Annotated in this window: 22 protein-coding genes; 4 read left to right on the top strand and 18 right to left on the bottom strand. The window is 44.4% G+C overall.

From position 1 onward, the window contains the following. Positions 1-1,494, top strand: a complete 1,494-nt coding sequence (gene mqo, locus PSF16_RS00840) for a malate dehydrogenase (quinone) (protein WP_272688624.1) — start codon at positions 1-3, stop codon at positions 1,492-1,494. 63 nt (positions 1,495-1,557) lie between these two features. Here mqo and cysQ read toward each other — a convergent pair whose 3' ends face one another. Further along, positions 1,558-2,292, bottom strand: coding sequence for a 3'(2'),5'-bisphosphate nucleotidase CysQ (gene cysQ, locus PSF16_RS00835; protein ID WP_272688623.1), 735 nt, complete (start codon positions 2,290-2,292; stop codon positions 1,558-1,560). A 136-nt stretch (positions 2,293-2,428) separates the two neighbouring features. Next, the gene (locus PSF16_RS00830) at positions 2,429-3,049 is read right to left on the bottom strand and encodes a peptidylprolyl isomerase (protein WP_006662392.1); all 621 of its coding nucleotides are present in this window, start codon (positions 3,047-3,049) and stop codon (positions 2,429-2,431) included. Positions 3,050-3,257: 208 nt separating this feature from the next. On the opposite strand from PSF16_RS00830, the gene PSF16_RS00825 reads away from it, so the two are divergent. Together PSF16_RS00825 and PSF16_RS00820 are read left to right on the top strand one after the other, a co-directional pair. Next, positions 3,258-3,878 carry a LysM-like peptidoglycan-binding domain-containing protein gene (locus tag PSF16_RS00825; RefSeq protein ID WP_272688622.1) on the top strand — a complete coding sequence of 207 codons (621 nt, stop codon included), beginning with the start codon at positions 3,258-3,260 and terminating at the stop codon, positions 3,876-3,878. Between the two features lie 169 nt (positions 3,879-4,047). After that, on the top strand, positions 4,048-4,812 hold the full coding sequence (locus PSF16_RS00820) for a CDP-diacylglycerol diphosphatase (protein WP_154636293.1): 765 nt from the start codon (positions 4,048-4,050) through the stop codon (positions 4,810-4,812). 90 nt (positions 4,813-4,902) lie between these two features. On the opposite strand, the gene rplI is transcribed toward PSF16_RS00820, so the two are convergent. The 16 genes from rplI to tsaE all read right to left on the bottom strand — a co-directional run bounded on the left by rplI (position 4,903) and on the right by tsaE (position 21,005). Further along, positions 4,903-5,352: a 50S ribosomal protein L9 gene (gene rplI, locus PSF16_RS00815; protein WP_006657981.1), complete on the bottom strand. Its 450-nt coding sequence runs from the start codon at positions 5,350-5,352 to the stop codon at positions 4,903-4,905. 38 nt (positions 5,353-5,390) lie between these two features. After that, entirely contained in the window at positions 5,391-5,618 is a 228-nt protein-coding gene (gene rpsR / locus PSF16_RS00810) for a 30S ribosomal protein S18 (RefSeq protein WP_000135199.1), read from the bottom strand. 4 nt (positions 5,619-5,622) lie between these two features. After that, positions 5,623-5,940, bottom strand: coding sequence for a primosomal replication protein N (gene priB / locus PSF16_RS00805; protein WP_006657980.1), 318 nt, complete (start codon positions 5,938-5,940; stop codon positions 5,623-5,625). A gap of 8 nt (positions 5,941-5,948) precedes the next feature. Then, positions 5,949-6,344, bottom strand: coding sequence for a 30S ribosomal protein S6 (rpsF, locus tag PSF16_RS00800; RefSeq protein WP_006657979.1), 396 nt, complete (start codon positions 6,342-6,344; stop codon positions 5,949-5,951). A gap of 153 nt (positions 6,345-6,497) precedes the next feature. After that, a complete protein-coding gene (gene rlmB, locus PSF16_RS00795; RefSeq protein WP_036967678.1) occupies positions 6,498-7,235 on the bottom strand; it encodes a 23S rRNA (guanosine(2251)-2'-O)-methyltransferase RlmB in 738 nt (245 codons plus the stop codon). An 82-nt stretch (positions 7,236-7,317) separates the two neighbouring features. Then, the gene (gene rnr / locus PSF16_RS00790; protein ID WP_036963241.1) at positions 7,318-9,801 is read right to left on the bottom strand and encodes a ribonuclease R; all 2,484 of its coding nucleotides are present in this window, start codon (positions 9,799-9,801) and stop codon (positions 7,318-7,320) included. A 41-nt stretch (positions 9,802-9,842) separates the two neighbouring features. After that, positions 9,843-10,265, bottom strand: coding sequence for a nitric oxide-sensing transcriptional repressor NsrR (gene nsrR, locus PSF16_RS00785; protein WP_006662386.1), 423 nt, complete (start codon positions 10,263-10,265; stop codon positions 9,843-9,845). Positions 10,266-10,557: 292 nt separating this feature from the next. Then, entirely contained in the window at positions 10,558-11,859 is a 1,302-nt protein-coding gene (locus PSF16_RS00780; protein WP_006657974.1) for an adenylosuccinate synthase, read from the bottom strand. A gap of 285 nt (positions 11,860-12,144) precedes the next feature. Further along, positions 12,145-13,146: a protease modulator HflC gene (gene hflC / locus PSF16_RS00775; RefSeq protein WP_006657973.1), complete on the bottom strand. Its 1,002-nt coding sequence runs from the start codon at positions 13,144-13,146 to the stop codon at positions 12,145-12,147. Between the two features lie 2 nt (positions 13,147-13,148). After that, entirely contained in the window at positions 13,149-14,360 is a 1,212-nt protein-coding gene (gene hflK / locus PSF16_RS00770) for an FtsH protease activity modulator HflK (protein ID WP_272688621.1), read from the bottom strand. Positions 14,361-14,533: 173 nt separating this feature from the next. Then, positions 14,534-15,814 (bottom strand): ribosome rescue GTPase HflX, encoded by a 1,281-nt coding sequence (hflX, locus tag PSF16_RS00765; protein ID WP_272688620.1) that lies wholly within the window; start codon positions 15,812-15,814, stop codon positions 14,534-14,536. A gap of 92 nt (positions 15,815-15,906) precedes the next feature. Beyond that, entirely contained in the window at positions 15,907-16,203 is a 297-nt protein-coding gene (hfq, locus tag PSF16_RS00760; protein ID WP_006662385.1) for an RNA chaperone Hfq, read from the bottom strand. 107 nt (positions 16,204-16,310) lie between these two features. Then, positions 16,311-17,252: a tRNA (adenosine(37)-N6)-dimethylallyltransferase MiaA gene (miaA, locus tag PSF16_RS00755; RefSeq protein ID WP_006657969.1), complete on the bottom strand. Its 942-nt coding sequence runs from the start codon at positions 17,250-17,252 to the stop codon at positions 16,311-16,313. Further along, a complete protein-coding gene (mutL, locus tag PSF16_RS00750; RefSeq protein ID WP_272688619.1) occupies positions 17,245-19,188 on the bottom strand; it encodes a DNA mismatch repair endonuclease MutL in 1,944 nt (647 codons plus the stop codon). Before mutL ends, miaA begins: the two co-directional genes overlap by 8 nt. A gap of 12 nt (positions 19,189-19,200) precedes the next feature. After that, positions 19,201-20,526 (bottom strand): N-acetylmuramoyl-L-alanine amidase AmiB, encoded by a 1,326-nt coding sequence (gene amiB, locus PSF16_RS00745; protein WP_006657967.1) that lies wholly within the window; start codon positions 20,524-20,526, stop codon positions 19,201-19,203. 14 nt (positions 20,527-20,540) lie between these two features. Beyond that, positions 20,541-21,005, bottom strand: a complete 465-nt coding sequence (gene tsaE, locus PSF16_RS00740) for a tRNA (adenosine(37)-N6)-threonylcarbamoyltransferase complex ATPase subunit type 1 TsaE (RefSeq protein ID WP_006657966.1) — start codon at positions 21,003-21,005, stop codon at positions 20,541-20,543. A 214-nt stretch (positions 21,006-21,219) separates the two neighbouring features. On the opposite strand from tsaE, the gene queG reads away from it, so the two are divergent. Continuing rightward, the gene (gene queG, locus PSF16_RS00735) at positions 21,220-22,377 is read left to right on the top strand and encodes a tRNA epoxyqueuosine(34) reductase QueG (RefSeq protein WP_006662382.1); all 1,158 of its coding nucleotides are present in this window, start codon (positions 21,220-21,222) and stop codon (positions 22,375-22,377) included. Positions 22,378-22,522 lie beyond the last annotated feature (145 nt).

Below are 22,522 nucleotides of genomic sequence, written 5' to 3'. Positions count from 1 at the left end.
ATGACAAAACCCATTGCAGAAAATGTTGATATCGCGCTAATTGGCGCTGGGATCATGAGTGCAACACTCGGTACGTTTCTTAAAGAGTTGGAGCCTAATCTCACTCTTGCGGTATTCGAAAGACTGAATGACTGTGCACAAGAAAGCTCTCATCCATGGAACAACGCAGGCACAGGTCATGCTGCAAACTGTGAAATGAACTATACGCCACCAAATCCTGACGGAACGGTTGATATCAGCAAAGCCCTTGAAGTAAATACCGAATTTGACCTGTCTCGCCAGCTGTGGTCCTACTTAGTCACCAAAGGAAAAATTAAAAATCCACGGGAATTTATCCACCCATGCCCGCACATGAGCTTTGTGTCTGGTGCAGACAACATTAAATTCCTACAGCAACGCTTCCGCCAGATGTCTGCCCATCACTGCTACCAAAATATGGAATACAGCGATGATCTAAAACAGATTGATGAGTGGGCGCCATTAGTCGTCGAAGGTCGTGATCCTAATGACAAAATTGCAGTCACTCGCGTTATCACAGGGGCAGATGTCGATTACGGCGCCTTAACCCATTTACTGATGGCACAATTGAGTGAACAGAGCGGTTTCTCTCTCCACTATAAACATGAAGTTATTGATGTAAAACAGACGCCTGATGGGCGCTGGAATGTCGAAGTGAAGAACCTTCTGACTCACGAAAAAACCATTACGTCCGCAAAATTTGTGTTTGTAGGAGCCGGTGGTCGCGCCATTGAGTTACTGCAAAAATCCGGTATTCCTGAAGGTAAAGGCTATGGCGGATTCCCTGTGAGTGGAATTTGGCTACGCTGTGACGATGAAAAAGTGGCGGCTCGCCACCATGCCAAAGTCTACGGGAAAGCCGATAAAGGCTCACCACCGATGTCTGTACCGCATTTAGATACCCGCATCATCGGCGGAAAACGCTCTTTACTGTTTGGGCCATATGCTGGTTTCTCGAGTAAGTTCCTAAAACATGGATCTTATCTGGATCTGTTTGATTCTATCAGACTGAACAATATTGAACCGATGCTTGCCATCGCGAAAGATGATTGGTCGTTGGCTGAATATCTCGTGGGGCAAGTACTGCAAACGTCTGCTCATCAATTCTCTATGCTGCAAAAATTCTATCCTGATGCGCAGCGTGAAGATTGGAAAGAAGTGGTTGCAGGTCAGCGCGTACAGATCATTAAGCCAGATCCTGTGAAAAAAGGCGTATTGGAGTTCGGTACTGAGCTGATTACGAGTGCAGATAAATCGTTCACCGTATTAATGGGCGCATCACCTGGCGCATCAACCGCTGCCTTTATCGCCCTCAATGTCTTGAAAACTTGCTTCGCGGATCAGCTCTCCGCAGATGGCTGGGAAGCGCGCCTGAAGAACATCATTCCAACTTATGGTATTGATTTAAAACAGGATGCTAAGGCATGCTTAGATATCCGAGCAGCAACCGCTAAAGTGCTACAGTTAGATAACTAAGTATCAAGTTTGTTCCATTAAGTCGGGTAGATTACACTGCCCGACTTTTTATTATCGGGTTATTTATCGGCATTCAAAACCGGGGTTCAAAAAAGACTCTCTCGGTGAATAATCCAGTGTATTTCCCTGCCAATCCACCACGCTCGCCCCTGCTCCTAATGCCACTGCATGTCCTGCGGCTGTATCCCAGATATTAGTCGGTCCAAAACGTGGATATAACTGAGCGCGACCTTCAGCGACTAAACAAAATTTCAGTGATGAACCAATCTCGACCGTACGGTGCTCCGGCAATTGAGATAAGTATGCTATCAATTGAGGATCTTGATGAGAACGACTGATAACAACCACTGGGGGGATCGTGGGTTTAACGTGAATACGCTGTACTTGTCCATTCTCTTCCTTCCACGCTTGTTCCCCTTTGGCGTAATACATCAGCCCTTTTGCCGGAGCAAAAACAACCCCCATGACAGGAATACCTTTTTCGATCAAAGCAATATTGACCGTGAAATCGCCATTACGATTAATAAACTCTTTTGTTCCATCAAGAGGGTCAATAAGCCAATAACGTTGCCAGTGGCGACGTACCGACCATTCAGGTGGATCCTCTTCAGAAAGCTGGGGAATATCCGGAGTCAAACGCAAAAGCCCCGCGTTGATAATTTGGTGAGCGGCAATATCCGCAGCCGTTACGGGAGAATCATCTTGCTTATGTTCAACTTGCAATGGTGCATGACCATTGTAGATATTCATGATGGCATCACCCGCTTCTCGGGCAAGGTTACATAGCTGCTGACGCATTTTATTTCCCCTTATGACATGACGTTATCAAGAGTAACAAGGGCTGAATACTTACGCTAATAAAAAAGCCTCATTAGCTATGCCAAAATAGCAAACTCATGAGGCTATTATTCTTTTCTGTAAGTCGGTCAGAAAATTATAAAATTTCCAGTAACTCAACTTCAAAAACGAGGGTGCTGAACGGAGGAATAGATGCACCAGCACCACGCTCACCGTAAGCTAATTCATGAGGAATGTATAATTCCCATTTAGATCCTACAGGCATCAGAGTCAGTGCTTCAATCCAACCAGGGATTACACCGCTCACTGGGAACTCTGCAGGTTGACCACGTTGTACGGAACTATCAAATACAGTACCGTCAATTAAACGACCAGTATAATGCACGCGAACACGATCAGAACGTGTAGGAATTGCACCTTCACCTTGGTTGATCACAGAGAATTGCAAACCAGATTCAGTGGTTGATACGCCATCTTTCTTTTGATTTTCATCTAAGAATTTTTGACCTTCTACTGCCAGCTCTTTTTGGCGCTCTTGGCGAACCGCATCTGCACGCTCGTGCATCTCACGCAATGCTTTGTGCAGTGCTTCGACTGGCACTGAAGGCATATTACCTTCTAAAGAATCAGTCAGACCTGCTAAAATTGCGTCTGGAACTAAACCTTCCAGTCCTGATTCTAATAACTGCTGTCCAATTTGTAGACCAATGCCGTAGCTCGCTTGAGCTTCTACTGAATCAAAGTTTTGGTTTGCCATGAAAATACCCATTTCATTTTTTGAGAAAAACCAAGGATAACAGCCCATCTCTTATGGGTAAACCTAAACCCGATAACAGAAGAATAAAACTGCATAAATTATTCAGTGTTCTCCTAAATTAACCTTTAACTTGTTAAGTTACTCATAAATAGTGCTAGTATGCGTTAAAACGTCTGTGATTTATTATTCCTCAAATATAGGAGGGGTCATGCTGAGACTATCCACTTTTCATCGTTATGGGATTGCAATTTTAGCGCTCATTATTATCGCTGCCATTTTTTGGCCAGCTAGCGATAAGCCTAATACAGTGCACAACAAGGATGGCAACATACCAAACCAGCCTATTGTGATTCCTCCAGCTTCACAGTCTAATCCAATACCTGATACGGTTCTGTCACAACCAGAGCAATCGACAGCCACCTCTACCAATAATTCGCCATCACTGCCCAGTGAACCTGAAATTATTCAAGAACAGCCAGAAACAGCTCAATCTACACAACAAGCCCCGACAACTACACCGCCAGCAACACAGCCTTCACAACCAACAGCAACTCGACCTTCTGCCAATGAATGGCAAAATTATCGCGTTCAAAAAGGAAAAACCTTAGCTCAGCTATTTCGTGATAATAATTTGCAGGCAAATGATGCGTTCATCATGGCAAAAGTTGAAGGTGCAGAGAAACCCCTTAGTAACTTACAACAAGGGCAAAAGGTTCGTTTAAAAGCGAATACAAAAGGTGAAGTTCAGCAGTTGGAGATCACCGCCGCCAATGGTCAAACGTACAGTTTTACGCGCTTAAGCGATGGAAGCTACTACCGAACACCTTAATTTATCTTTTAACGTCGGGAATTTTATACAATACGCCGACTTTTCTTTTATTTTCAGAATAAAAATTCAATGGAGACGTTATTTGATGACGTCTCTCACCATAAACTACGTATAATCACTGTTCTTTATTACACTTAATGGTTAAACAGGGAAAAGAACAGGAAAATCTATGCAGAAAAATAACAATACCTGCAAAAAAAAGCTGATAAAAATCATTGGCGCCATCATTTTACTTCTCCTTCTTGGAGTCATTGGTTACATTTCATGGATTAAATACCACGCCGATGGGCTGTGGAATATCATTAACCAACAATGTATTGCTATCGATAACGCCGAACAACGTAATCCATCTTGTCTAAAGGTTGATTTAGACCAGCGCTATGTTCTGTTCAAAGATAAAAAAGGTCCAGTGCATAATTTGGTACTGCCAACCGATAAAGTCAGTGGTATCGAATCCCCTTTATTACTTGAAGACAATAGCCCTGATTATTTTACGCTCGCTTGGAATGAGCGTGAGAGTGTTAGCCCTGCGGGTCAACCCGCTATTAGCGATGATAAACTCGCCTTAGCGATTAATTCACAATATGGGCGTTCCCAAGATCAACTTCATATCCATATTGCTTGTCTAAAACCGCAGGTTATTGAGCTAGTTAACCAACATGCGGATGCGATTAAATCTGAGTGGCATGTTTTTCCTGTGCAATTGGAAGGGCATGAATATTGGGCGAAAAAGTTAGATAAGCAAACAAGCCCTTTCAAGCAGTTAAATGAGTATGTGCAAGCGCACAACGATAGCATGGGGAACTATGGACTGGCGGTGACAGAGCTGAAAGATGGTTCGATGGTATTATTAGCGAATCGTATGGATGTTTGGCAATTGAATTTAGGCAGTACGGGGGAGTTACTGGATTATCAGTGTTCGGTAAATCAGTAAGTTCTTCAAATTCTAGATATAAAAAAACACCGGATTACCGGTGTTTTTTTGTGCCACCGAATTAACGATGGCAACTATCATCATTATTGATTACTCAGCAACGATGATAACGTTCAGCTCTGCGAACACATCGCTGTGTAACTGGAAGTGAACTTCGTGGTCACCAGTAGTACGCAGAACGCCGTTTGGCAGGCGAACTTCGCTTTTCGCAACTTTAACGCCAGCCGCAGTGATTGCGTCAGCGATGTCACGAGTACCGATTGAACCGAACAGTTTACCTTCGTCACCAGCTTTAGAAGCCAGAGTAACAGAACCCAGAGCAGTAATAGCTGCTGCACGAGCCTGTGCTGCTGCCAGAACGTCAGCTAATTTAGCTTCCAGTTCAGCGCGGCGAGCTTCAAAGAATTCAACGTTTTTCTTAGTCGCAGGAACAGCTTTGCCCTGTGGTACTAAGAAGTTACGAGCGTAGCCCGATTTAACGTTAACTTGGTCACCCAGGCTACCTAGGTTAGCTACTTTATCAAGCAGAATAACTTGCATTACCTTATCCTCTATTAGTCGTTAATGGACTGTACCAATTACTGATGACGATCAGTGTATGGTAACAGAGACAGGTAGCGAGCGCGCTTGATAGCACGAGCGAGCTGGCGTTGATATTTTGCACGAGTACCGGTGATACGGCTTGGTACAATTTTACCACTTTCAGTGATATAGTTTTTCAGCGTTGCGATATCTTTATAGTCGATCTCTTGAACGCCTTCCGCTGTGAAACGGCAGAACTTGCGACGACGGAAATAACGTGCCATATGGCTAGTCTCCAGAATCTATCAAATCAATCTGCTCGGCATGTAAGACTAATTTACTGATTCCATTACGTCCCTGATGGGTACTAATGAAACCTGTAACAGTAATCAGACTGCCGACCGTTATACTGTGAGTATGGGTTTGTAAGGTTTGTCCGCTGGCAATGACGGGCATTCTGCACCATGCTTGCCGTGACATTCCTGCTTCCTGTTGTCCAGAACGATGTTCTAAAACAAACTGGCAATGAGGAATGCCGGACGGACTCACTTTTCGAATCAGCGCTTTACAGACTGTGCCTGTCAGCACCAGACGATTAGTGATCACCTGAGCAATTACTCTTCAGAATCCCCAGTTTCTTCTGCTTCTTCGTCTTGATAATCATCAGACATGTCACGGCCACGACGTTCGTCTTTGGCTTTGACCATTGGAGAAGCTTCTGTTACTGCGTGTTTTAAGCGCATAACCATGCTGCGGATAACGGCATCGTTGAAGCGGAAGTTAGTTTCCAGCTCATCAATCGCTTCCTGTGGAGCTTCTACGTTCAGCAGAACATAGTGAGCTTTGTGCAGTTTGTTGATTGGGTAAGCCAGTTGACGACGGCCCCAGTCTTCCAGACGGTGAATCTGACCTTGTGCGTTAGTGATAACAGCACTGTAACGCTCGATCATGCCCGGAACCTGTTCGCTTTGGTCAGGATGGACCATAAAAACGATTTCGTAATGACGCATTAGTAGTTGCTCCTTACGGATTATTAGCCTCCTGTCTGGGTTAACCGCGGCCCGCGGAGGCAAGGAACTTGTTGAGTGCGGCTAAAAAATTGACGCGTAACTATACCCATCCCAGATAAAAAACTCAAGAGATGGGGACAAATTAAGCAAAAATTATTTTGTGATGCGTTGACGCACGGCTTCAAACAGGCACACGCCCGTTGCCACCGAAACGTTCAGGGAGGATACTGAACCCGCCATTGGAATGCTGATTAACTCATCGCAATGCTCACGGGTTAAGCGACGCATGCCTTCCCCTTCAGCGCCCATCACTAACGCAACTGAACCCGTCAGTTTACTTTGATACAAGTTATGGTCAGCTTCACCAGCAGTACCCACAATCCACACGTTATATTCTTGCAACAAACGCAAAGTTCTTGCCAAGTTAGTTACGCGGATCAACGGAACATTTTCCGCTGCGCCACACGCCACTTTCTTTGCAGTCGCATTCAGCTGAGCAGATTTGTCTTTCGGGACAATCACTGCATGAACGCCCGCAGCGTCTGCACTACGTAAACATGCGCCCAGATTATGGGGATCAGTAACACCATCGAGGATCAGCAAAAATGGCGATTCGGTGCTTTCCAGTAAATCTGGGAGATCCCCTTCCTGATACTGTTTTCCCGGTAACACCTTCGCAATGATCCCTTGGTGAACCGCACCTTCTGTTTGTGCGTCCATCCATTGGCGATTTGCTACTTGCACCACAATTCCCAACGCTTCGATTTCATGAACGATAGGCATCAGGCGGCGGTCTTCACGACCTTTTAAAATATAGACTTCTTTAATACGTTGCGGAGAACGCTCAAGCAGGGCTTTCACGGCGTGAATGCCATAAATAATTTCGCTCATAAATATCTTTTAGGTTGAGAACATTAAATTGGTTGAAAATCAAAAGGTGACGATCACCGCCACCTTTTATCATGAAACGCGCTTATCCCTCTTGTTTTTGGGATTTTTTAGCCACGCGTTTTGCTTTTAACTTGGCACTGATTTTTTTGGTTTTATCTGACGGCTTTTTGCTTTTAGCTTTACCGTTTCCGTTGCCTTTTCCATTTCCTTCAGGCTTTGCGTCTTTTTTGCCTTTCTTCTCTGAACGACGAAATGCAGAATCTGGTTCGAAGTTTTTCTCTTTGCTCACATCCCCTTTCCGACGAGCGGAACGTGTCGCATTTTTAACTTCTTTCTTCATCTTATCACGGGTGGTTTTACCCGGATTTTTTGCTTTGCGCGTCGTTGAGATTAACGCGAAATCAATCGTGCGCTCATCCATGTGAACTGCTTCTACGCGGATTTCAACTTCATCACCAAGGCGATAGGTTGTATTAGAAGACTCACCAATTAAGCGCTGTCCAACCGCATCGTAACGGTAATAATCGTTATCGAGGGTAGAAATATGCACTAAACCATCAATAAACAGGTCATTTAAACGAACAAAGAAACCAAAACCAGTAACGCTCGTGATCAAGCCCGTAAATACTTGACCCACTTGGTCTTGCATAAAGTCACATTTTAACCAATCTGCCACATCACGGGTAGCTTCATCTGCACGGCGCTCGGTCATTGAACAGTGCTCACCTAATTGGAGCATACTGTCCATATCGGAATGCCATCCCCCCGTTTCTGTCCAGCGCTTATCGCCATGACCATGCTCTTTTGCCAGTAAGTATTTAATACCACGGTGCAAAGTTAAGTCAGGATAACGACGGATTGGCGAGGTAAAGTGCGCATAGGATTTCAGACCTAAACCAAAGTGACCGCGGTTTTCTGGATCATAAATCGCTTGTTTCATTGAACGTAAAATCATGGTCTGTAACAGTTCATGATCAGGACGCTCAGCCACTTCGTTCATCACTTGAGCATAATCTTTTGGTTCAGGCTTCATCCCGCCAGGTAATGTTAAACCTAACTCGCTGAAGACAGAACGTAAGTTCATGACGCTTTCTTCTTTCGGACGATCATGCACTCGGTATAATGCAGGTTCTTCATTCTTCTCAACAAAGCGCGCCGCTGCAATATTCGCTAAAATCATGCACTCTTCAATTAATTTATGTGCATCATTACGCTCAACTGGCTCAATACGCTCAATGCGACGCTCGGCGTTGAAGATAAACTTAGCTTCCTCAGACTCAAATGAGATAGCACCACGCTCAATACGTGCCGCATCTAAGGCTTTGTATAATTGGTGCAAATGCTCAATATGCGGAACCAACGCTTTATAGTGCTCGCGTAACTCTTCGTCCCCTTGCAGTATTTTCCATACTTTTGTGTAAGTTAAACGCGCATGGGAGCTCATAACGGCTTCATAGAATTTGTACGACGACAATTTTCCTGATGCTGATACAGTCATTTCGCACACCATACAGAGGCGATCAACGTCTGGGTTCAGCGAGCATAATCCGTTAGACAGGACTTCCGGTAACATCGGAACAACTTGGGATGGGAAGTAAACGGAGTTACCACGGCTACGAGCTTCCGTATCCAAGGCTGTTTGTGGGCGTACATAATAACTCACATCCGCAATCGCTACCCATAAGCGCCAGCCACCACCTTTTTTCGGTGCGCAGTACACGGCATCATCAAAGTCACGAGCGTCTTCGCCATCGATAGTCACTAATGGCAAATCGCGCAGATCCACACGCCCTTTTTTCGCGGACTCGGGGACTGTCTCGCTGAAATCCGCAACCTGTTTTTCAACTTGTGGTGGCCAAGAGTGAGGAATTTCATGCGTGCGCAAGGCGATTTCCACCGCCATACCCGTCCCCATGGTTTCTCCGAGGACTTCAATCACATTACCAACAGCTTGAGAACGGCGTTGCGGTCTCGACACCAATTCAACCACAACCACGTTCCCCATACGGGCTCCGCAAGTTTGGTCTTTCGGAATCAAAATATCAAAGCTCAGACGGCTATCATCAGGGACGACAAACCCCATACCAGCTTCAATAAAATAGCGACCTACAATTTGGTTATTACGCGGTTCTAATACACGCACCACACGCACTTCGGTACGACCTTTACGGTCTTGCCCATAAGGCTGGGCTAAAATAACGTCGCCATGTAAGGCGCGTTTCATCTCGTCTTGAGATAAATAATAATCTTCTTTTTTGCCTTCAACACGTAAGAAACCATAACCATCACGGTGGCCAATAACTTTACCTTTGAGTAGGTCAAGGCGTTCTGGCAGTGCATAACACTTACGACGAGTGAAAACTAACTGACCATCACGTTCCATCGCGCGTAAGCGACGACGTAATGCTTCCAATTCATCTTCGGTAGAGAGATTGAGTAGCTGTGCAATTTCTTCACGATTTGCGGGAGCTGTTCGCTTAGATAAAAGATCTAAAATAAACTCTCGACTTGGAATTGGGGATTCATATTTTTCTGCTTCTCTTTCCTGAAAAGGATCGTTTGACATTGTTACCTCCATTGTCATCAGAGTGATAAATGACTGAGACATTAATCGAGCAATAATTGGTACAGCGGGCTATTGTCTTTCACCATATCCGCTAGCGTATATTGATCTAGTTCTTGTAAAAATTGTTGTATTGCCTTTTGCAGAGCGCCTTTAAGGCGACAAGCTGGCGTAATATGACAAAATTCTCCACTACAATTGACTAGAGTGAGTGGTTCTAATGCACGGACCACATCACCGATACGAATAGATTCTGCCGGTTGACCTAGCGCGATCCCGCCATTTTTACCACGGGTAGCTTTAACATAGCCAAGGTGACTCAGCTGATTAATAATTTTAACCATGTGATTACGAGAAACCCCATATACCTCAGTAACTTGAGTTATACTCGTCATCTGCCCTTTTTCTAGGGCGGCTAAATAGATTAGGGCACGTAACCCATAGTCAGTAAAACTTGTCAGCTGCACAATCACCTCAAAATTTTTGGCGCTACAAATATGTTGTGAAATACTTATCTGCCATTTTCGTTATATTTGTTTTCTGGCTACCATATAAAGTACATTTTTAACGATTTTCTACAGTATATCGCCTTAGTTTCAGTCTAGCCCATCCTTGCCCGTAAAGATGCTTACAATGGCACAGAATGTTCAACTTTATAGGTATTATGTGGAAATTTTAGCGTTTTATCAAAAGGGAATTTATCGGAAGGAAACATGGAATGCTAAAAAAACAGCGCCCTAGTGAGCGCTGTTCATGTGATTACTCAACGTCAAACGGATCACGCAGGATCATTGTTTCTGAACGGTCTGGGCCCGTTGAAATAATATCAACTGGGATACCCGTCAGTTCTTCAATACGTTTGATGTAATCTAAAGCCGCTTGTGGCAATAACGCTCTTTCTTTAACACCAAAAGTCGTTTCGCTCCAACCAGGCATAGTTTCATACACTGGCTCTAAGCCTTCCCACTCATCAGCTGCTAAAGGTGTAGTTTCTAACACCGTACCATCTTTACGACGGTAACCTACGCAGATTTTCACTTCTTTTAAGCCGTCTAAAACATCCAGCTTAGTTAAGCAGAAACCTGACAGAGAGTTAATTTGTACCGCGCGGTTGATAGCCACGATGTCTAACCAACCAGTACGACGCTTACGACCAGTAGTTGCACCGAATTCTTGACCTTTCTCACGCAGGAACTCACCAGTTTCATCGAACAGCTCAGTTGGGAATGGACCCGCACCAACACGCGTTGAGTAAGCCTTGATGATACCCAGTACATAGTTCACATAACGTGGACCTAAGCCTGAACCCGTCGCAACACCACCAGCCGTTGTGTTTGAAGAAGTTACATACGGATAAGTACCGTGGTCGATATCCAGCAGCGTACCTTGCGCACCTTCAAACATCACTAATTCATTCTTCTGATGTGCTTTATAGAGCAAATCAGAAACATCAATTACCATGCTAGTCAGCAGATCAGCAACAGACATGATGTAATCTAATGTTTGCTGGTAATCAACCGCAGGTTCTTTGTAATAGTTAACCAGTTGGAAGTTATGGTAATCGATGATTTCTTTTAATTTTACAGCGAAGGTTGCTTTATCGAATAAGTCGCCAACACGCAGACCACGACGAGCAACTTTATCTTCGTATGCAGGACCGATACCACGACCCGTTGTACCAATCGCTTTTGCGCCACGCGCTTTTTCACGCGCATTATCTAATGCGATGTGGTAAGGCAGGATCAGAGGGCATGCTTCAGAGATACGTAAACGCTCACGAACAGGAACACCGCGATCTTCCAGTTCTTTCATCTCTTTCATTAAAGCATCAGGCGCAAGAACAACACCATTAGCAATAATGCTGATGACATTTTCACGAAGAATACCGGATGGAATTAAGTGGAGAACGGTTTTTTCACCGTTTACAACAAGAGTATGGCCAGCATTATGGCCGCCCTGATAGCGAACTACATATTTAGCACGCTCTGTCAGCAAGTCAACGATCTTGCCCTTCCCTTCGTCACCCCATTGGGTGCCCAGTACGACAACGTTCTTACCCATTTCGAAATACACTCGGTTGCTTAAAAATGAATTCTACCATCAAAAATGAACTGTTCCAGTGATATTTTGGCATTACAAAAATTTTTTTCTAGAAAGCAAGTAAAATGGTAGTTTTATTTCTGTCGTAGACTCAAAGTGAATTGCCTCAACCTGAGCAGCTAAAATTTTCCCTGAAAAATCCGCAACTTAAAACGACAGGCGAAAAAAAGCCCACCGAAGCGGGCTTTTCTTTATTAGATTAACAGTAATTTAAGTTCGTTGCACGTAACTTAAGTTGTTTATCATTTAATCCGTTGCACGTAGCTTAGTCGGTGCTTTCATAAAGCGGAAGAAGTCAGTGTCTGGGCTAAGCACCATCACGTCATCACCACTTTTGAAGCTTTGCTCATAAGCACGCAGGCTACGAATGAACGCATAGAACTCAGGATCTTGGTTGAATGCATCAGCAAACAGTTTTGTCGCCATTGCATCACCTTCACCTCGCAGGGTCAGTGCAGTACGCTCTGATTCTGCCAGTGTCTCTGTTACCGTCTTATCCGCTACCGCACGAATTTTAGTTGCTTCTTCTTGACCTTGTGAACGATGCTGACGTGCTACCGCTTCACGCTCTGCACGCATACGTGCATAGATGGCTTCAGAAACTTCATTTGGTAATTCAATACGCTTGATACGTACGTCGACAACTTCGATACCTAACGCCGCCATACTGTTCGCATTCACAACCAGTGGCTTCAGGTTAGTCTCTTTTTCAACGCGCGCCGCAGCATCTGCAATCGCTGCATCTGCTTCTTTAGTCGCTTCGTCGGTTGCCGTACCTTTGTTCAGTGCATCACGAACATCAACCGTTAAACGACCACGAGAATCAGTGATGATGTCTTTAACACTTAAACGACCAAACTCAGAACGTAAACGGTCACTGAACTTACGTTTCAACAGGGTTTCTGCTTGGAATGGGTTACCACCACCAGTCGCTACATAGTAACGGCTAAAGTCAGTGACACGCCATTTCAGGTATGAATCTACCATTAAGTCTTTGTTTTCACTTGTCAGGTAACGGTCAGCTTGGATTTCTAATGTCTGAATACGTGCATCTAACATTTTCACAGTTTCAATAAATGGAACTTTGAAATGCAGACCCGGCTCATAAACGATCGGTTTGTTTTCAGAATCACGCAGAACTTTACCAAAGCGTAAAACGATGCCACGCTCAGTTTGTGGAACAATAAAGATTGATGCGTAGGCAACTGCCAAAACAGCAATCACTATAAAAATAAACGACTTACGCATGATTATTGTCTCCCTACTCTAACTGCATCACCACGCACAGGGCTGTTTGGCTGTGCAGGTGCTGAACCCACGGATGATGAACCATTATTGGAGTTCGTCATTCTTGCCGATGATGGATTCGATTTTGACGCAGGTGCGACGTTACCATTGGTTCCACGCATGATCTGGTCCAGTGGCAGCACTAACATGCTGTTACTCTTATCGTTCGCAATGACTTTACGTGTATTACCTAATACGCGTTCCATCGTTTCGATGTACAGACGTTCACGGGTAATTTCAGGTGCTGCACGATATTCAGGTAACATTTTCGCAAAGCTTGCGACCTCACCCTCGGCTTTAAAGACGACGCTCGCCTTATAAGCTTCAGCTTCTTCGATCATACGCTGTGCGTTACCTTTCGCGAGAGGTAGAACTTCGTTTCGATAGGCATGCGCTTCACGAATCGTTTTTTGTTCTTCTTCCCTTGCGGAGATTACATCATCAAATGCCGCTTTTACATCTTCTGGCGGACGAGCCGCTTGGAAGTTGACGTCCAGCAGAGTAATACCCATTTTGTATGGTGCAATTGTCGCTTCAAGCTCTTTCTGTGTCACATCACGGATAAAGGCTCGATTCGTAGTCAATACTTGCTCCATGGCAGATTGACCAATAACACCACGCACAGCACTATCTAACGCTTGGCGCAGGCTGTTGTCAGGGTTCGTCACACTGAACAAGTATTGAGCTGGGTCAGTCACACGGTACTGAACGTTCATTTCAACGCGAATCACGTTTTCATCAGACGTTAGCATCATGCCGTTAGTTGCTTGCTCACGAACAGTTTCAACGTTCACAGGAATAACTTGGTCGATAAACGTTGGTTTCCAGTTCAGACCTGGTCCGACGATGCCACTATATTCACCAAAACGTAATACTACGCCACGGTCACTCTCTTTGATGGTATAGAAGCCAGAACCGGCCCATACCACGACAACCGCTGCAAGTGCTAAAATACCTAAACGGCCGCTGATTGGTGATGACTGTTTATTATTGCCTTCACCACCACCTTTATTCCCGCCGCCGCCAAGCTTGCTGCCTATTTTACGAAAGAGATCGTCGAGATCATAAGCCCCAGGTTTCCGACCACCTTTGTTCCCGCCAGAGTTGCTGCCTTTATTGCCGCTTCCCCACGGATCGCGGTCTTGTCCGTCATTACCGGGCTGATTCCACGCCATGTTTTAGCTCCATTCTTTATGATTGATTTTTAGGGCTAAGAGCGATATTTCTCATCGTTCATTTCACCAATTGGCGTCTTGAATCACACTGAGGATATTGGGCTCTTAATATCAATTCCATTGCCTAACTGTGTTGCGGTTAATTCAACCAATCGGCTGTTTTAACCTCATCTTTAAACAACATAGTTAGGTAATTGCTGCTCTTGTTTGCATAAACGTCGCCAATCCACCATTGGCATACGCACCTCAAGTCCAATAGTGCCGTCTTCTTCTTGCCATTCACGTTCGATGGATTGAAGTTGATAAAAACGGCTCCGTAAGCGACCTTCATTCGGTGGTAAACGCAATTCAACATGTGCGATCTCACCTGAAAGACGTTCCGTTAATGCTTGGAGCAACAAAGGGATACCTTCGCCTGTTTGCGCTGAAACCCAGACACGAACTGGCTTGTTATCCTCATCTCTGTCAATACGCGGGACAAAATCGTCGAGCATATCAACTTTGTTCATCACTAAAAGTGTTGGAATTTCATTCGCGTCTATTTCTTCCAATACACTGTTAACTGCTTGGATGTTTTCATCTAGACGAACATCAACTGCATCAATCACATGGAGCAATAAATTCGCTTCACGGGTTTCCTGCAGAGTCGCTTTAAAAGCGGCAACCAAGTCATGTGGAAGATGACGAATAAAACCCACTGTATCCGCTAAAACAACCGTTCCAACATCATCAACATCAATACGACGTAACGTTGGATCTAGCGTAGCGAATAGTTGGTCTGCAGCATAAACATCCGCTGACGTCATCCGGTTAAATAAACTGGATTTTCCTGCGTTAGTGTAACCAACCAAAGAAACGGTCGGGATATCCGCTTTGCTTCTTGATTGACGACCTTGTTCACGCTGTTTTTCGACACGCCCTAAACGAGATAAGATCTGTTTGATTTTATCCCTTAATAAACGACGGTCGGTTTCAAGCTGAGTTTCACCAGGACCGCGTAAGCCAATCCCGCCTTTTTGTCGCTCAAGGTGCGTCCATCCTCTTACTAAACGAGTGGATAAATGCCGTAATTGAGCTAATTCAACTTGAAGTTTACCTTCATGCGTACGCGCACGTTGTGCAAATATATCTAAAATTACCCCTGTACGATCCACGACCTTACATTGGCAACCCCGTTCGAGATTACGTTCTTGGGCAGGGCTAAGAGTATGGTTAAATAACACCACATCCGCGCCACTTGCTTCAACAGCTTCAGCGATTTCTTCAGCTTTCCCTTCCCCAACGAAGTATTTTGGGTGGGGAGCCTTACGGCTGCCAGTCACTATTTGTACAGGTTTTACCCCTGCAGAAGTCACTAGGGACTCAAATTCTGCCAAATTATCCACGTCTTTTTCTTGATCAAAAAAAACATGAACAAGTACAGCTAGTTCACCGCCTTCATACCTATCAAACAAGGTGCAACCTCTTTAGGCTAAACAATAATTGCAAAGGAAAGACATAGGTATAGTCTCCCTACCCATGCTTTCCTTGTTTTTAGCGTACAGTCTTACTCAGCTGATTCGCCATCTTGCCCAGCAGAAGCACCACCGTGGTAGTTGCCATTGCCTGCGCCAGCAGTACCAGTACCGCTATGATGAGAAACAGGGCGTGCTGGAACAACAGTAGAGATAGCATGTTTATAAACCATCTGACTCACTGTGTTTTTCAGCAAAATAACAAATTGGTCAAAAGATTCGATTTGACCCTGCAATTTAATACCATTAACGAGATAAATAGAGACCGGAACCCTTTCACGACGTAATGCGTTCAGGAACGGATCTTGCAAAGATTGCCCCTTAGCCATTCTATGTTTTCCTTATTTTGTTGTTTTTAAAATGAGAATCTTACGATTCCTAAAAATTACTACTCAAAAATTACGCTTAACGCTTTAATTGTACACAAAGAATAGCCCTATGCACTAATAACCTGTATAACGGTGTCAAGCGCTTGCTGAGGTTGCTCACTATCTAACCGATGAACATTATCCCAGCTTCTCAACCAAGTGATCTGCCGTTTAGCCAATTGGCGCGTCGCGCAAATCCCTCGATAAACCATTTCATCATAATCTATTTCACCATCAAGATAAGACCACATTTGGCGATAACCTACACAACGAATGGAAGGTAAATCAACGTGAAGATCACCCCGTTGGTATAGCGCTTTAACTTCGTCTTCAAACCCTGCATCTAGCATTAAACGAAAACGCTGTTCGATACGCTCATGTAAAATTTTACGATCTTGTGGCTCAATAGCAAACTGAAACACATTATAAGGCAATTCCGTGCCCGCTGTTTGAGTCATTTCAGTCAAACTTTGTCCCGAAATGAGATATACCTCTAAAGCTCGGGATAATCTTTGTGGATCATTAGGATGGATACGTGCCGCAGAAACAGGATCAACGTCCGCTAAACGACGATGTACTTCAGCCCAACCGTGTTCTTGTGCTATTTGTTCGATTGTCTCACGAACCTCTGGTGAAGCAGAGGGCAGCGGCGATAAACCTTCTAATAAAGCTTTAAAATAAAGCATTGTTCCGCCAACTAATAATGGAATTTTACCTTGAGACGTAATTTCATCCATTACATTTAATGCGTCACGACGAAAATCTGCCGCAGAATAAGGCTGCGAAGGATCAAGAATATCAATTAAACGATGCGGAGCTTGGCTAAGTTCTTCTTTATTAGGCTTCGCCGTGCCAATATCCATTCCTCGATAAATCAGTGCCGAATCGACACTGATAATCTCCACAGGCAAATGCTTGCGTAATTCGATGGCTAATGCCGTTTTGCCTGAAGCCGTTGGCCCCATTAAGAAAATGGCATTGGGTCTTTTTTGAGTTACTAAATCACTCATTTGTTAGTGTAGCTACCACAGGTTGTAAATTAATTAATTGTAATAATGTTGGCGGTGGATTTTTTACCCACTGCGGACAAATCCGCTCAACATCAGCCAGCAGTTGAACTGCCTGAGCTAAACTCCAACTTTCTTCGGTTTTTGCCTGTGAAATCGCACTTGCGAGCCATTGTGCGATACTTTCATTTGGAATGCTTTCTTTTGTCGACAAAAACACAATTAAATCAGAAAAAAGCTGCGATAAATTTTGCGTTCTTAACGGTAACGATACCGTATGAATAGTCACTTTTCCATGAAATATCGAAGCATCGATACCAAATAGTGTCAATTGTTCCTTATAACGCTGAAAAACCTCTATTTCGTCACTTTTTAGTGACAATTTTAAGGGGATTAACAACGGCTGAGGCTTTAATCCGCCATTTTCTGGCATCAACTGAGCCAACTTTAATAAGTAGTTCGCTTCATTTAAGGATAACAGGATTATCCCTAATGAAGACTCAATTAATGCAAAGTTTTTTGCGTAAATTGTCAATACTTTACCGAATTGATAGTCATCCGCACTTTTCGCTACAAACTGGTGTTCTACTGGGCTGACATTCAATGGTTTTCTTTCTGGAAATAACGGTTTTTTATCTTCAGGTTCAACCGGAATGGACATTAAGCGCTGATACAGCTCTCCGGTGTTACGTTCATAACTTGGTGCAGGGTTATATGTTCCTATATTGCCCGAAGAAAAAGAACGGTTTTTGCCTATCATCGCCCCACTGTTTTTATCGCCGTAAGAAACTTGAGATTCTTGAGTATGAACATGTTGAGATTGCTGCGGTTTTTGTGTTGTCGTTGCCGCTGGAGAAGCAAAATAGTTATCTCCCGCTGATGCTCGATTTTCAACTTCAACGGTCACAGACTCAACTCCGGGAAGTTCACTCTCAGTAAGTGCATTGAGCAATACGGTTCGTACCGCTTGGTAGATAAAATCGTGTACGAGTCTGGCTTGATGAAAGCGTACTTCATGCTTGGCAGGATGAACGTTGACATCAACTTGTTTGGGGTCAATCGTCAAGTACAGCACATAGGCAGGTTGCTGATTATCCTCTAAATGCCCTTCATAAGCTTGACGAATAGCATGGTTGATCAGCTTATCGCGCATCATGCGGCCATTCACATAGCAATATTGAATATCATTGATGCCTGACGGGGACGCTGAAGGAGCAACGACCCATCCTTTGATGCCTAAATCACTGTGCTCCCAAGAAAGTGAAAGTGCGCCTTGCATAAACCCGGTCCCACAAATGGTCCCTAAACGACGCTCTTGCTGGTTAGCATCTTGCGCAGCGCGGTATTGTTTCACCAACTTACCGTTATGAGACAGATTCATCGCAACATCAGGGCGGGAAAGCGCAATGCGCCGTACAACCTCATCAATATGCCCAAACTCCGTTTTTTCTGTGCGCATAAATTTGCGACGAGCAGGTGTATTGTAAAAGAGATCAAGCACTTCTACCGTCGTGCCATTAGGGTGTGCGGCAGGTTTCACCGTCACTTGCATGTCACGACCTTCTGCATAAGATTGCCATGCTTCACTCTGTTCCGCAGGCTTGGAGGTTAATGTCAGTCGAGAAACTGAGCTAATACTGGCAAGGGCTTCGCCACGAAAGCCCATGCTCATGATGGCTTCGAGATCATCCAATGTCGCAATTTTACTGGTAGCATGGCGTGCTAAAGCAAGAACCAACTCATCCTTGTTGATCCCGCAGCCATTATCCCGAATGCGGATCAGCTTTTCTCCCCCTCGCTCTATCTCGATGTCGATACGAGTCGCACCAGAATCAAGGCTATTTTCTACTAATTCCTTCACAACAGAGGCGGGTCTTTCGACCACCTCTCCAGCCGCTATTTGGTTTGCTAATTGAGGAGAAAGGATCTGGATTGCCATAACCTAATTCACTTATTTTGGCGCTGCTTGCAGCGGGTTGGCTAAAAAGTACTGACGTAGCCCTTGATGGATACCATCTGCCACTTTTTCCTGATAGTCATTCGATTTCAGTAACTGCTCTTCTGAAGTGTTACTAATAAACCCCGTTTCGACTAAGATTGATGGAATATCAGGGGAACGCAATACCCCAAGGCTCGCATGTTCTGGTGTTTTCTTATGAATGTTACCAATTTTTCTTAGTTGCTGAATCACATGAACTGCTACATCGTAACCAACACGCTGGGAGTGCCCAAATTGTAAATCCAATACGGCTTGGCTGAGGTATGGATCCGCACCGCTCAATGCATCTCCTGCTCCACCTAAAAGCTCAGATTGTTTTTCACGTTGCTCTAACCAGCTACCTAATTCGCTGTTTGCACGGCGGTTTGATAACACCCATACAGAGGCGCCGCGAGCGCTACTGTTAGGTGCAGAGTCTGCGTGGATAGACACTAACATGTTGGCACCTTTTTTACGGGCAACATCCGAACGACCACTCACTGAAATAAAATAGTCACCGTCCCTTGTCATAACAGGTTTAAACATCGGGTCTGCATCCAATTTCTGGTACAGCTTACGCGCGACACTCAGGGTAACATCTTTTTCTTTATATCCATTTTTACCGATTGCCCCAGGGTCTTTCCCTCCATGACCCGCATCAATAGCAATCACGACCTGCTTGGTGCCTTTTGGCAAAGTTTTAGTCGGTGTTGTTGATACTGGAACCGCCGCAGGTGCTGTGGCTGGCGCATTCATTTTTAATGATTTTTCTTGCGCAGGCTGAGCAGGTTGCGAATTTCGTGTGGATGGCGTGACCGCAGACTGTGTTGGCATCACGGTATTATTAAATGAGCTTGATGCCTGTCCTTTACCTGTAGATAAGGTGAATATGACCTGATATTGACCTGAAACCTGCTGAACGGTCGCTTTCGTTTTCGCCGCTTGGGCAAGCTCAAGTACAATACGTTTGTGCTGGCTATCTGGCGCTTGGCTTGCACGTACTTGCTTCACTAAATCCCCTTTAGCGAGCTTTAATGGTAAGCCAATAATTTCACCACGTTGCTGGACATCTATCACTAAACGTTCTGGTGAATGCAGCGGAAAGTACGAATAATCAGGCTTTCCATCAACAAATGTTAATGTAACTTGAGCCTGTGAAGGGCTATTACTGACTTGAATATTAGACAGTGATGCAGCTTTGGCGGTCGATGTCACCAAAGCCAATACAAACATCATCAATAATAGGAAAAAAGAAAAAATACCCTTGGTAGTTATTCTGTTCATCGATGCATTCATCATGAGCTATATGTTCCTTAGAATACCGTTAACGCTTCCAATAATGACTCTCCGGTTGCCGAAAAAGCGACAACGCGAGCCTGACGCCCTTCATTTTGATACGTTAAATGGATCTCAAGATCCGCTTCAGGTAAGAAGCCTTTGCCTTGCTGTGGCCATTCAACCAAACAGACGGAGGTGTCAGAAAAATAGTCGCGAATCCCCATAAACTCAAGTTCTTCAGGATCGGCTAAGCGATATAAATCAAAGTGAAAAACATGTCTATCCGCTAATTCATAAGGCTCAACTAATGTATAAGTTGGGCTTTTAACATGGCCTTTGTGACCCAACGCTTGCAAAAATCCACGGCTAAACGTTGTTTTCCCCGCGCCAAGATCCCCATAAAGGTTAATTATCGCGCCTTGTTTGCAAGCCATTGCAATCGTGCGCCCTAGTGCTACGGTTTGCTCTTCATTAGCAAGTTGTATTGTGCGTTCTTTCATAGTTGGTGCAGCCAATTATAATGATGAGATCTATTCAAGATTGATATTAACGCCTATTTTAACTCAAGCGGATCTATTTTTGTTATTTAACATTGTTGGAACATCGAGATCGGAAATATCCGACTAAGATCGACCCCACAAGATCCGTTGATTTTGAGAAATCAAACGATCGTGTTAGAGTGCCTGCGAATCCACTTTTATCTAGATATTTCCCATGTCCACACGCCTCAATCTTGAACTTCTCGCCCAAAATATTAAGCAATGGGGCATCGATGCTGGCTTTCAACAAGTCGGTATTTGCGATACGGATCTTACCCTTGAGGAACCCAAGCTCCAAGCCTGGCTGGATAAACAATATCATGGCGACATGGAGTGGATGAATCGCCATGGCATGATGCGGGCAAGACCCCACGAATTACATCCCGGCACACTACGGGTCATCAGCGTCCGCATGAATTATCTCCCTGCGAAGGCGGCTTTTGCCAGCACGCTTAACAACCCTGAGCTAGGCTACGTCAGTCGCTATGCTCTCGGTCGAGATTATCATAAGCTATTAAAAAAACGCTTAAAAGTGCTTGGAGATCAAATCTTAGACTATTGCCAACAGTTTGAATGTTCCGATGACATAAACTTTCGCCCGTTTGTTGATTCAGCCCCTATCCTTGAACGTCCATTAGCGGTTAAAGCGGGGTTAGGTTGGACTGGTAAGCACTCATTGGTACTTAATCAACATGCGGGATCTTGGTTTTTTCTTGGTGAGTTACTGATCAACCTGCCACTTCCTGTCGATCAACCCGTTGAAGAACAATGTGGGCGCTGCGTTGCTTGCATGACAACCTGCCCGACAGGTGCGATTGTTGAACCCTATACTGTCGATGCAAGACGCTGTATTTCCTATCTGACCATTGAATTAGATAGTGCAATTCCTGAGGAATTTCGTCCATTGATGGGTAATCGAATTTATGGCTGTGATGACTGTCAGCTCATCTGCCCATGGAATCGCTTTTCTCAGCTCACTGATGAAAGCGATTTTAGCCCAAGGGCTGCATTGCATACGCCAGAGCTATTAGATCTTTTTTCATGGAGTGAAGAGAAATTTCTACGTATTACAGAAGGATCGGCAATCCGCCGCATTGGCTATATTAAATGGCTTCGAAATGTCAGTGTCGCTTTGGGTAACGCGCCCTATCAAGATAGTATTGTCCTCGCATTGCAAAATCGTCTTGGAATGAACCCAATGCTAGACGAACACTTCCAATGGTCTATTGAGCAGCAATTAAAGCGCCGAGAAGAAAATCAAGTCACAATTCAAACTTCGCAACAAAAACGTCTTGTTAGGGCAATTACTAAAGGTTTACCGCGAGACGCCTAAAAAAAGCCCACCCTTATATCCTAAGTAGTAAATTGTCAAACTGATGTGAATAAAATAAAAAAAGGCTTAGCCGACAATAGGTAAAGGATTTGCAAGTTGTGCTCAGCACATTTTGAACAAATATTTTTTTACTTTAATTTCAATA

This window comes from Providencia sp. PROV033 (assembly GCF_028484855.1).
In the GTDB taxonomy this organism is placed as follows: Bacteria; Pseudomonadota; Gammaproteobacteria; order Enterobacterales; family Enterobacteriaceae; genus Providencia; species Providencia alcalifaciens.
This window is presented reverse-complemented; position numbering and strand designations above follow the sequence as displayed.